Genomic DNA, 12,047 nt, shown 5'->3' with positions numbered 1-12,047 from the left:
GTACGAAGTCGGTTCCGTGACGACCCCATGGCCAGTCACGTGCTCGACCCCACGACCGATTCCGTGACCAGGCCCGTGACCAGTCCCCTGACAGGAGTTGTCGATGTCCGTCCGCAGAGTCGTCCCCAACCTTCGCACCACCGGTGTCCCCATCACCGAAGGGATGCGGCGGAGCGCGGAGTTCTACGGCCGGCTGGGGCTCCGGGAGGTCATGAACCACGGCTGGATCATGACGCTCGCCTCTCCGTCGGAACCCTCGGTGCAGCTGAGCGTCATGGGTGCCGACGCGACCGCGCCGGTCGTCCCGGACATGAGCGTGGAGGTGGAGGACGTGGACGCGGTCCACGCGGCCATGAAGGAGAGCGGCGCGGAGATCGTGTACCCCCTGAGCGACGAGGAGGGGGGCGTGCGCCGTTTCTTCGTGCGTGACCCGGACGGCCGGGTCGTCAACGTCCTGGGGCACCGCTGACGGGTCACGACGCGCCGCCGGAGTCGTCCTCGTGCGGAACCTCGTACGGGAGGATCCGCCGCAGCAACCCTTTGGGGTGGCCCCGTTTGCGCCATTCCCTCGGGTAGCCGATGGAGACCTCCTCGAAGCGGACTCCGTCGTACCAAGTCGTGCGGGGGATGTGCAGATGGCCGTAGACCATCGCCGCCACGTTGAAGCGCCGGTGCCAGTCGGCGGTGAGTTCCGTCCCGCACCACTGGGCGAACTCGGGGTACCACAGCACGGCCATCGGGTCGCGCACGAGGGGCCAGTGTCCGGCGATGACCAGCGGGATCTGCGGGTCGTGCGCCGCGAGCCGCCGCTCCGTCTCCGCGACCCGGGCCCGGCACCAGGCGTCGCGGCTCGGGTACGGGTCGGGGTGCAGCAGGAACTCGTCGGTGCACACCACCCCCGTCCGGTGCGCGTACTCCAGGGACTCCTCCTTGGTCGTGGTGCCCGGCGCCCGGAAGGTGTAGTCGTACAGCAGGAACACGGGCGCGACGGCCACCGGCCCGCCCGGCCCCCGCCACAGCGGATACGGGTCCTCCGGCGTGGTCACCCCGAGGCTCCGGCACAGCTCGACCAGGTACTCGTACCGTTGCCGGCCCCGCAGTTGGACCGGGTCGTTCTTGGGCGTCCACAGCTCGTGGTTCCCCGGGGTCCAGACGACCCGCGCGTACCGGCTCGCGAGCAGCCGCAGCGCCCACTCCACATCGGCGACCCGTTCCGCGACGTCACCGGCGACGATCAGCCAGTCCTCGTCCGAATCCGGCCGCAGGGACTCGACGATGGGGCGGTTGTCCGCCATCCCCACGTGGAGGTCGCTCACCGCCAGCAGAGAGCCACGGCTTCCAACGGCGCGATCGGACATGCAGAACCTTTCCGAGGTACGGCTGGGACTTCCGGGACGACTGGAACCACCGAACGAGACCGTGCCCCACCACCACCGCAACCGGACCCCCCCCCACCGGCTCGCGGGCCGGCTGTCACGCGTGTGTCGCAGGAACTCGCCCGATTGCCTCGATGATCCAGCACTCGGCGGGCATGAATCCTCGTACGCTCACTCAGCTTGGCAGGAGAGGTGAAGGGAGTTCGACGTGGGGGCACGGGTTCTGACACCGCTTCGCCCGGCCGGCCCGACGGAAGCTGTGCCTCCGGGTGGCTTTCGGGACTGGCGGCCGGAACGGGCGGAGGCATGATGGAGAGGTCCGTGGCCGGCGCCGTGGGCAGCACCGTGAAAGGAAGCTGAGTACGTGGTGGACGGCAAGACCCTCCCAGGCGCATCCGTGCACAGCGGCCTCCCGTTCGCGGACGGCGCGGCCGGGGCCCTGCTCGACGCGGAGGGGCGGATCATCGGCTGGACCCCGGCGGCGGCGGAGCTGCTCTCGCTCCCCGCCGACGCCGTCCGCGGCCGTCCGGTGCGGGAGCTGCTCGCGGATTCCGGCGCACGGTCCGGGCTGTGGATCGACCGGCCGGAGGGTGCCCGGTCCGGGGGCGTGCGGTCCGGCGAGGCGGTGGTGCGTACCGGCCGGGGCGAGGAACTGGGAATCGTCTTCCAGGTCCTCCCTCTGGCGGCCGAGAACACCGGACTCGGGCTCGACACCGGACCCGGGAGCGGGAGCGGGGCTTCCGTGGAACCGGCGCGGTACTTCGTACTCGGGGCCCCTGCCGGAATGGTCTCCCGGTGGCGGCAGGACCGCGCGTTCACCCGGGAACTCTTCCTCCAGGACCGGCTGGGCCTCGCCGTGTTCGACGAGGAACTGCGGCTGGCCAGGACCAACACCCATCTGTTCCCGTACACCGGTCTCCCGCCGGACCTGCGCGGCCGGCGCCTGGGCGACTTCCTGGAGGCCGACGACGCCGCGGCGGTCGAGCAGCGGCTGAGGGAGGTCCTGCGGACGGGCCGGCCGCTGATCCTGGCGGAGGAGCGGGTACGGACCATCGAGGACCCCGGCAGCGGGGTGGTGATGGCCATCTCGGCGTTCCGGCTCCAGGCGCCGGACGGGCAGGTCTTCGGCGTCACCGCGCTGTTCACGGACGTCACCGAGCAGCGCCGCTCCGACGAGCGCCTGGCGATCCTGCACCACGCCACCGCGGCCGTCGGCGGATCGCTGTCCGTCACGGGCACCGGCGAGGAGCTGGCCGCCGTACTGGTGCCCGAACTGGCCGACTTCGCCGTGGTGGAGATCGCGGAGGCGGTGTTCACGGGCGAGGAGCCGGTCCCTGGCAAGGACGGGCGGCTGCCACTGCGCCGGACCGCCGTGGCCGGGGAACCCGCGCCGGAGGGGCCGGTCGCCACCGTGGTCCCGGCCGACACCGGCCCGTCGGTCACCGGCTCCCCCGCGTCGATGACCGCCCCGTTGCGGGCCCGGGGCAGCTTCCTCGGCCGGGTGACCGTACGGCGCGCTCCCGGCCGTCCCGACTACGAACCGGCCGACCTGGATCTGCTGTGCGAGATCGCCGCACGTGCGGCCCTCGCCCTGGACAACGCCCGCCGCTACACCCGGGAGCACCGGTCCGCCGTCGGGCTGCAGCGCAGTCTGCTGCCGCCCGCGCAGGCCGAGACCGTCGCCGTGACGACGACCGGCTTCTACCTGCCGGCCGACCCCACCACCGGCGTCGGCGGCGACTGGTTCGACGTGATCCCGCTCTCCTCCGCCCGGGTCGCCCTGGTCGCCGGGGACGTCGTCGGCCACGGGCTGGGGGCCACCGCCACCATGGGGCGGCTCCGCACCGCCGTCCGCACCCTCGCCGACCTCGACCTGGAACCGGACGAGCTGATGGTGCACCTCGACGACCTGGTCTCCCAGCTCCGCGACGAACCCCACGGCCTCACCCGACCGGGCGACGACGACGGGGAACCTTCCGACGGCTGGGCCGATCCGGTCGGCGCCACCTGCCTGTACGCCGTCTACGACCCGGTCTCCCGGCGTTGCGCAATGGTCTCGGCCGGGCATCCCCCGCCCGCCGTCGCGGCCCCGGACGGGACGGTCTCGTACGTGGAGCTGAACCCCGGGCCACCGCTGGGCGTCAGCGGCCTGCCCTTCGAGACGACCGAGGTCGAGCTGGCCCCCGGCAGCATCCTCGCCCTCTACACGGACGGGCTGATCGAGGGGCGCGACAGCGACCTGGACGAGGGCATGGCCGAACTGCGCCGCCGCCTGGCCCGCCCCGGCGCCACCACCGCGCCGCTGCGGGAACTCGGCCAGGAGATCATTTCCGGTCGGCCCCCGCACCACCTCGCCGACGACGTCACGCTGCTGCTCGCCCGCACCCATGCGGTGCCGCCCGAGAACACGGCCGTCTGGCCGGTGGACTCCGACCCGGCCGCCGTCGCCCGGGTCCGGCAGGAGTCTGCCCGGCAGCTGCGCGCCTGGGGCCTGGAGGAGCTGGTCTTCACCACCGAACTGGTGCTGAGCGAGCTGGTCACCAACGCCATCCGCTACACCGGCGGCCCGGTCGAGGTCCGGCTGATCCGGGCGGCCCAGCTGACCTGCGAGGTCTCCGACCCCAGCGCCACCCAGCCCCGCATGCGCCGGGCCCGGCTCACCGACGAGGGAGGCCGCGGCCTGTATCTGGTCGCGCAGCTCACCACGCGCTGGGGCAGTCGTTACACCCGGCGCGGCAAGACGATCTGGGCCGAACAGCCGATCCCACCCCTGACCGCGGAGGCCCCGGACACGCCGGTTCCGGGCGCGGAGATCCCGGGCGAGGAGGCCCCGGAGACGTAGCCCCTCACCCCCGCGCCGTCCGGCAAGAGGTTCATCGCCTCCGGGTCGGACGGTCCGCTCGATGCGCTCGAAGACGTCCGATTCCGTCTCCTGCTGCCAGGCCGGCAGGTCGGCCCGGTCGGCGACGTGGCCGGGCGTCGGTGCCTTCCTCGACGAGGGGCGGAGCCGACGGCCCGGCCTGCTCGTGCTCGGCCTGGTGGGGCCGTGTTGGCCGCATGTTGAGGCTCTGTTGGGCGCCGGGCGCATTCTTTCCGTTGTCGGTCGAGGGGCGGGGAATTCCGCTTCGGCTGCGGGCCCGTGTGAACGTCGAGGGCATTCGGCCGGAGCGCACGAGCCAGGTCGGCCGACAGGCGTCCGAAACGGCTCCGGGTGAATGCTCGGGACCGCGGCCCTGCGGGGGCAGGGACGGGGGAAAGGACGCGGGCGGGGCCGTGCTCTACGGGGGAGAGGAAGGAGACACGGCCACGCTCTTCGGGGGCGGGGGCGCGGGTGCTGACGACAACGTGGTCAGACCCGCGCGACTCGCCTCGATGTGCTGTGTCATGCCGTGGCACGACGCGAGTTCCAGGCATTGCTCCCAGCGGGCCCGTGCGGCGTCCTGCTCTCCGAAGTGCTGGTGCGTGCGGGCCATGAAGGCCATGCAGTCGGCGGTACCGCCGAGGTCGTTCATCCGTTGCCGGATGGCCAGGGCCTCCGTCTGCGCTTCCAACGCCGCCTCCCGGTCGCCCAGTTGTCGCTGGATGTCGCCGAGCTTGGTGAGGCTGGTGGCCAGGAAGACGTTGTGCCGCTGCTCGCGCAGTGCCTCGATGACCTTCTGGTAGTACATCGCGGCGAGGGCGTGTTCGCCGAGCAGCTCCTGGGCGTCCGCGATCCGGCTCAGGGCCAGCGCCTCGCTCCGGGCGCTTCTGGCGGAGCGGTACAGCTCGTGGGACCGCTCGGCGTGGACCAGTGCCCGCGCGGCGTCGCCGGCCTGGACGTACAGCCCGGACATGTTGCCGAGGATCGACGCCTGGGCCAGTACGTCGCCGGCGTCGGTGAAGAAACCGAGGGCCTTGTGCAGGTGCTCCAGGCACTGTTCGTTGCGGTACGCCATTCCGTGCGCGACGGCGGTCCTGCGGTGGAGCCATGCCTGGCCGAGTGTGTCCCCGTGCGCCACCGCGATGTCCATGGCCTGCCGCAGACAGGCGTCCCACTCGCCGGTCCACCAGCGGGTCGTCGCGTATCCGAAGAGCCCGGCGGCCAGGCGCCAGGCGAGGTCGGAGCGGCCGGTCTCGCCGGCCCGGGTGATGGCCTCCCGGATCGTGGGCAGTTCGCGCTCGGTCCACTCGATGGCGTCCGCGTCCTCGGCGAAGCGGGGCAGGGCGGGGCCCTCGGGTTCGTCGAGCGGCGGTGGTGACTGCGACTCGTGGCTGGCCACGGCACAGGCCGCACCGACCGCCCGCGCGTACCAGGTGAGCATCCGGGCGGTGGCCGCCTCCCGGTCCCGTACGGGCTCCTCCTCCGTCGCGCGCTGGGCGGCGTACTCGCCCAGGAGGTCGTGGAGCGCGTACCGGCCGGGGCCGGGGTTGTGGACGAGGTTCGCGTCGACCAGGAGTTCCAGGGTGGCGGCCGCGTCGCATTCGGCCACGCCCAGCAGGGCGGTGGCCGACTGGGTGGTGAAGGTGTGCGGCTTCCACAGTCCGAGCAGCCGGAAGGCCCGCGCCGCTTCCCGCTCCGGGGCGTTGCCGCTGTCGCATATCGCCCGGTAGCTCATGTCGAAGGTGTGCCGTACGGCGACCGCTCCCATGGTCAGGGCCTGGAGGCGGCCCCGGTCCGGGGCGAGACGCTCGGCCAGCAGCGCCAGTGGCCAGGACGGGCGGGAGGAGAGTCTGCCGCCGACGATCCGCAGGGCCAGCGGAAGGCCGCCGCAGGCGGCCAGGATGTCGGCGAGGGCGGCCGGTTCGTGCGCGATCCGGTCGGCGCCGCAGAGCCTGGACAGCAGGGTCAGCTGCTCGTCGGGGTGGAGGGGGTGCAGGGGCATCATCTCGACCCCGGGCAGCTCGGCCAGCAGATGGCGGCTGGTGACCAGGACCGCGCCGGGGCCGTGGGGCGGCAGCAGCGGGGTGACCTGGGCGGCGTCCCCGGCGTTGTCCAGGACCAGCAGCACGCGGCGGCCGGCGATCGCGGACCGGAACAGGGCGGCCCGGTCGTCCGTGTCGTCGGGCAGCGCGGCCGGGCGTGCGCCGAGGTCGGCCAGGAACCGGGCGAGCAGGTCGTGGGCGCTGCGCGCGCCCCCGCTGCTGAACCCCCGCAGGTCCGCGTAGAGCGTGCCGTCCGGGAAGTCGTCCTGGACCAGGCGCGCCACGTGGACGGCGAGGGCGGTCTTGCCGATACCGCCCATGCCCGAGATGACGACGGGCCGCAGCGGCGCGGGGGCACTGCCCCTGCCTCCGTTGCCGTTGCTGTCGCTGTCGTGCCGGGTCGCCGTCCGGCGCAACAGCGCCACCGCCATGTCCGTCTCGGCCTCTCGGCCGGTGAACTCCGGTACGGACGAGGGGATCTGGTACGGGGGCCGGGGTGCGGCCCCGTCCTCGGGCTTCGGGCTCGGCGCCTGCGACCGGGTGCGGGCGGCCGGGGCCTGTTCCTGGCTCAGCAGTTCCTGGTACGACTGGCGGACGGCGGGGCCGGGCTCCGCGCCGAGTTCGTCCACCAGCGACCGCCGCAGGGTGTGGAAGACCTCGAATGCCTCGGCCTGGCGTCCGGTCCGGTGCAGGGCGAGCATGAGTTGGCGGTGGAGTTCCTCGCGCAGCGGGTTCTCGGCGGCCAGGACGGCGAGTTCGGGGAGGATCTCGCGGTGGTTCCCGAAGTGGAGGCCGGCGTCGAAGCCCCATTCCCGGACCTGGAGGCGCAGTTGGTCGAGCTGGTGGACGCGCAGGGAGGGGGTCCGGTGGTCGCGGAACGGAGCCAGGTCGGCCAGCGGCGCACCGCGCCACAGGGCCGACGCCGCCTCGCTCTCCTCGCGGACCTTGTGCCAGTCGCCCGCCTGGTGGGCGAGGCCGGCGGCGCGGACCCGGGCTTCGAACACCTCGATGTCCAGGTCGCCGTCCGCCACGAGAAGTTGATAGCCCGGCGCCACGGTCAGCAGGCGTTCCGCCCCGGTGGGGACGAGGAGTCTGCGCAGCCGGGTCGCGTGGTTGGCGAAGGACGCCTCGACGCTGGAGGGCAGTTGGTCGCCCCACATGGCCTCCTGCAGGGCGTCCTTGGACACCACCCGGTTGGCCTGGAGCAGCAGCGCGGCCAGCAGTACCCGGACCTTGAGGCCCCTCACCGGTCTCAGTTCCGTGCCGTCGTGCACCACCAGCGGACCGAGCAGCCCGAACCTCAGCATCACGCCCCCCAGGCGACAACAATCGGCACCCGTGCTGTGGAGGGACCGGCTGGGGCACATCGTAATCCGTATGAGGACGACAGGATTCGCAGGTTCCGGTGGCCGCGGTCGGCCCTGTGCGGGGGGCTCCGGAGGAGTTTCCGCTGCCTGACGCGGCAAGCACACAAGGGGACGAAAGACCCGAAAGGGCCCTGGTCCGAGCCGGAGCCCTTTCGGAAGCAAAGCCGCAGGTGACGGCAGACGAGTCGGGCTGTACGCCGGGTTCTGTCACCCGGTCGCCTCGCGGCGGCCGGGGAGACGGCCATCCATCTAGGACCGGCATTGCTGTCGGCCTCGTGCGGTCTACCCGCGAACTCGGGCGGGCCGCCCTCGATCATTCGCGCAGGGCCGTCTTGCGACGGCCCCTCTTGACCTTGCTCCGGGTGGGGTTTACCTAGCCGCCTGGGTCGCCCCAGGCGCTGGTGGTCTCTTACACCACCGTTTCACCCTTACCGAGGACCGAGGTCCCCGGCGGTCTGTTCTCTGTGGCACTGTCCCGCGGGTCACCCCGGGTGGCCGTTAGCCATCACCCTGCCCTGTGGAGCCCGGACGTTCCTCGGGGAGATCCGAAGATCCCCACGCGGCCGTCCGCCCGGCTCGTCTGCCGTGCCGACCATGCTACCCGCCCGGCGGGGCCGCCGGTCGGGGCCGGGTTCGGATCGGGTTCAAATGAGTTCCTCGGTCTCCAGGTCGAAGGCGAACGGCTCCGGGAGGGTGAGCCGCCTGCCGAACGGGATCGTGCAGTGCCGGCGGTAGTCGTCGCCCTCCGGGTCGCTGAACAGCGTCAGCGAGGACTGCTCGCGGTCGACCAGGAGGTGGAGCGGGATCGGTCCGCGGGCGTAGCAGTGCCGCTTGTCCGTGCGGTCCGCCCGGGGCTTGGTCGAGGTGACCTCGACGACGAGGGCCACCCCCTCGCACGGCATCCAGGGGTCGGCTCCCCGGTACAGGCGCAGTTCGGCGGCGGCGTCACGACAATCTCCCCCTCGATCAGCTCGGCCCGGAAGCCCTCCGGCGTATCCAGCGCCAGGAAGCCCTCCAGCAGGACGTCCGCCTGCGTGAGCGGTTCGTGCGGCATGGCAGTCATGTCACGCCCCTTCCTCGGTCGCTCGCCGGATTGGGACATCGTTGGGCCCGCCGTCCGTGAGATGGGAGTACGTCGCTCGATCGTGGCACAGGCGGGAGCGGAGTTGCCGGATGCCGGCGGGGCGGGCCGCGCTTGACCTTGTCGCGGCGTCAAGGTTTCTACTGGCCCCATGCGCATCGGAGAGATCGCCGCGCTCGTCGGGGTCACCTCGCGGGCGATCCGGCACTACCACCACATCGGTCTGCTTCCCGAGCCCGCCCGCCGGGCCAACGGCTACCGCGTGTACGGCGTGCGGGACGCCGTGGTGCTGGCCCGTGTCCGGCGGCTCACCGAGCTCGGGCTCGGGCTGGACGAGGTGCGGGACGTCCTCGCCGACACGGCGGGGTACGAACTCATGGACGTGCTCGCCGGGCTGGACGCGGATCTGGCCCGGCAGGAGAGCGAGATCCGGGAGCGGCGGCGTCGGCTGGCCGTGCTGCTGGAGACGCCGGTCTCCGCCGAGGAGCCCGTGCCGCCCGCGCTCGCCGAGCTGCTGGGCACGGGGCCGGCCCTCGCTTCCCCCTCGGCCGCCAGGGACCGTGAGCATCTGGCGCTGCTGGCGCCGGCGGGTGTCGGCGGCGAGGTCCGCGACGCGCTCACGGCACTGGCCGAGGACCCGGCCGTGCATGCCCTGTACGAGCGGCTGGACGCGCTGGCCGGAGCGGCCGTGGACGATCCGCGGATCGGGCCGCTCGCCGCCGACATGGTGGCCGTCGTGCCGGACGAGACACTGGCGGCGATCCCCTCGGACGGGCCGGCCGTTCCGGGGATCGGTGAGGCCCTGCTCGACGACTGGGCACCCGCCCAGGCCGAGGTGGTGCGCCGGGTGATGAACGACCTGGCAGCCCGGGTGGCGGGAACGGACCCGGCCGCGGACGCGAACACAGTCACAGATACGACCGCGAACACAGACACAGACACAGGCACGGGCGCGGACATGGACACGGGTACGGACGTCGGGGCGGAGGCGGGATGAGAGCGCGGGTTCCTGGATGGGTGCTGGGGGTCGTGATGGCGGCCGAGGTGACTCTGGCGGGCTGTCTCCTGGCCGGGGTCCGGATACCGGGGGCGGGGCTGCTCGCGGCCGAGGGACTGGCCGTGACCGTGCTCGGGCTGGAGGGGGTGGTCCTGTGGCGGCTCCTGCGCGCGGGGCGACGTGCCGGGCTCGGGTGGCCGGAGGCGCTGCGTGCGGCGCTGCGCACCGCCGTACCGGTGCGGGTGCGCCGGCTCGTCGGGCACGAGGCGCGCGCCCTGCACAGTCTCGGGCTGTGGCTGCTGCGACGGCGGCACGCCGTGCCCGAGGACGCCGTCGCCGTCCCGTACACGGGGCCGCAGACGGCGATGATGTACGGCCTGCTCTTCGTCTCCGTGGTCGAGACGGTGATGCTGGCGCTGCTGATCCCGTGGCCTCTCGTGCACGGCGTGCTGCTCGTGGTCGACGTGTACGGGGTGGTGTTCGTCCTGGCGCTGCACGCCTCGTGCGTGACCCGGCCGCATGTGGTGGACGCCGACGGGGCGCTGCGCATCCGCTACGGCGGGCTGTTCGACCTGCGGGTTCCCGCCGGGGCGGTCGCCGGGGCACGGGTCGAGCGGCGCTTCCCCGAAGGGGGGCCGATACGGCCGGGGCCGGACGAGTCGCTCGATCTCGTCGTGGGCGGGCAGACGACCGTGAGCGTGGAACTGACCGCTCCCGTGGAGTACGTACGGCCGCTGGGCGGGCGCGGGCTGGCGCGGACGGTCCGGTTCCACGCGGACGACCCGGGGGCCGTCGTGGCCGCGCTCACGCGGGGACGAAGAGCACCTTCGCCGAGCCGGGATCAGCCCGGTCCAGCCTGACCGGCAGCCGCTCCCCCAGCGGGAGCTTCGTGTCGCCGCCGTCGATCCGGGCGACGACGGCCGGGTCGACGACGTGGACGGTGCCGATGGTGGGCTCCTGGTCCTTCACGTCGACCACGTACGCGTCGAAGACCTCGCCGACCCGGTCCTTGAGCAGGGCCGCCTCGACCAGGTCGACGCACTCGCGCTCCACGGTGCCGGCCCGTGCCGTCCCGCCCGCCATCTCCTTCGGCAGGCCGGGCAGCGCGGCGAGGACCCACTCGGGCGGGTCCCGGTCCGCGACGGCGGCGAGGCACAGCTCGGCCGTGTACCGGTCGACGAGGCGGCGCAGCGGGGCGGTGCAGTGCGTGTAGAGGTCGGCGACGGCGGCGTGGACGGCGGGGACGGGGAGTTCGCCGTGCTCGAAGACGGTGTACCCGGCGCCGCGCAGCAGGGTGGTGCACTCCTGGAGGAACGCGGCGTGGTCGCCCCTGCGCGGGTCGAGGGAGCGGACGAGCCGCGCGTACGGGACGTGGTGCGGCCAGTCGATGTGCAGCGCCTCGGCCGAGCGGCGGAGCCGGGCCACGGCGCCGTCCGGGGCGACCGGCAGGGTCCGCAGGATGCCGGTGCCGGTCTCCTTCATGAGGTGGGCTGCGGCCATGCCGGTCAGCAGGGAGATCTGGGCGTTCCAGCTCTCGGTGGGCAGCGGGGCGCGGTATGCGAGGCCGTACGTGCCGTGGTGCTCGACGATCTCCTGCTCGGGCACGTCGAGGGAGATGCCGCCGCGGGCGACCTCCTGCTCCTGCCGGAGCCGTCCGATCTCCCGGAGCAGGGCCAGGGACTCCTCGGCGGTGCCGGTGTCGATCCGCTGCTGGACGCCCGAATAATCGAGCCTGGCGCGGCTGCGGACGAGGGCCCGGCGCACCGAGGTGGTGACGACGGCGCCGTCGGAGTCGAGGTCGATCCGCCAGAGCGCGGCGGGACGGGCGCCTCCCGGCAGGAGGCCTGCGGCGTTCTCGGAGAGCGTGGTGGGGTGGAGCGGCACCTTGCCGTCGGGGAAGTGGAGGGTCGTCACCCGGCGGTGGGCCTCGGCGTCGAGCGCGCCGCCGGGGCGCACGAAGGCGGCGACATCGGCGACGGCGTAGTGCACGCGGTAGCCGTGTCGGCGGCGTTCGAGGTGCATGGCCTGGTCGAGGTCGGTCGATCCGGGCGGGTCGACGGTGAAGAACGGCAGGTCCGTCGCGTCCTCGTGGGACCGGATCGCCGGTTCCCCGGCCGCCCGCGCCGCTTCGGCGAGGACGTCGGGCGGGAAGCCGTCGGGCAGGTCCAGTTCGGTGCGCAGTTCGCGCAGGGCCGCCCCCAGCGAGGTGTCGGCCGGCCCGGTCATACGGAGATGGCGGCGGGGCATGGACCGAGCGTAGGCCGGGGCCGGGCGGGCGGCATCCCGGACGGCTGCCCGTCCGGCCCCGTCGCCCCCGTACGCTG

At 73.2% G+C, this 12,047-nt stretch carries 7 protein-coding genes, 1 other RNA gene and 1 pseudogene; 4 read left to right on the top strand and 5 right to left on the bottom strand.

Translation table 11 applies throughout. The annotated features are described in order from the left end of the window. Positions 1 to 103: 103 nt before the first annotated feature. On the top strand, positions 104 to 469 hold the full coding sequence (locus tag ACWCXX_RS01825; RefSeq protein WP_451123206.1) for a VOC family protein: 366 nt from the start codon (positions 104 to 106) through the stop codon (positions 467 to 469). Between the two features lie 4 nt (positions 470 to 473). Here the strand turns inward: ACWCXX_RS01825 and ACWCXX_RS01820 are convergent, their stop codons facing one another. Then, positions 474 to 1,358 (bottom strand): metallophosphoesterase family protein, encoded by an 885-nt coding sequence (locus ACWCXX_RS01820; RefSeq protein WP_451123204.1) that lies wholly within the window; start codon positions 1,356 to 1,358, stop codon positions 474 to 476. 382 nt (positions 1,359 to 1,740) lie between these two features. Between ACWCXX_RS01820 and ACWCXX_RS01815 the strand changes: the two genes are divergently transcribed. Further along, on the top strand, positions 1,741 to 4,218 hold the full coding sequence (locus ACWCXX_RS01815) for a SpoIIE family protein phosphatase (RefSeq protein WP_451123202.1): 2,478 nt from the start codon (positions 1,741 to 1,743) through the stop codon (positions 4,216 to 4,218). Between the two features lie 436 nt (positions 4,219 to 4,654). On the opposite strand, the gene ACWCXX_RS01810 is transcribed toward ACWCXX_RS01815, so the two are convergent. From ACWCXX_RS01810 to ACWCXX_RS01800, 3 genes and pseudogenes are all read right to left on the bottom strand, one after another. After that, complete coding sequence (locus ACWCXX_RS01810; protein WP_451123564.1) at positions 4,655 to 7,585, bottom strand: AfsR/SARP family transcriptional regulator; 2,931 nt, start codon at positions 7,583 to 7,585, stop codon at positions 4,655 to 4,657. Positions 7,586 to 7,822: 237 nt separating this feature from the next. Next, positions 7,823 to 8,224, bottom strand: an RNA gene (gene rnpB, locus ACWCXX_RS01805) — RNase P RNA component class A. 65 nt (positions 8,225 to 8,289) lie between these two features. After that, a pseudogene (locus ACWCXX_RS01800) lies at positions 8,290 to 8,699 on the bottom strand (Uma2 family endonuclease). Positions 8,700 to 8,877: 178 nt separating this feature from the next. Here ACWCXX_RS01800 and ACWCXX_RS01795 point away from each other — a divergent pair. After that, positions 8,878 to 9,723: a MerR family transcriptional regulator gene (locus ACWCXX_RS01795; protein WP_451123200.1), complete on the top strand. Its 846-nt coding sequence runs from the start codon at positions 8,878 to 8,880 to the stop codon at positions 9,721 to 9,723. Then, positions 9,720 to 10,583 carry a hypothetical protein gene (locus tag ACWCXX_RS01790; protein WP_451123198.1) on the top strand — a complete coding sequence of 288 codons (864 nt, stop codon included), beginning with the start codon at positions 9,720 to 9,722 and terminating at the stop codon, positions 10,581 to 10,583. The genes ACWCXX_RS01795 and ACWCXX_RS01790 overlap by 4 nt, the downstream gene beginning before the upstream one ends. Here ACWCXX_RS01790 and ACWCXX_RS01785 read toward each other — a convergent pair. Next, positions 10,528 to 11,970 (bottom strand): RNB domain-containing ribonuclease, encoded by a 1,443-nt coding sequence (locus ACWCXX_RS01785; protein ID WP_451123196.1) that lies wholly within the window; start codon positions 11,968 to 11,970, stop codon positions 10,528 to 10,530. The genes ACWCXX_RS01790 and ACWCXX_RS01785 overlap by 56 nt on opposite strands. Positions 11,971 to 12,047 lie beyond the last annotated feature (77 nt).

The sequence above is a fragment of the Streptomyces sp. NPDC001732 genome (assembly GCF_053596315.1).
Note: the sequence above shows the minus strand (reverse complement) of the source record. Positions and strands in the feature narration are given on the sequence as shown.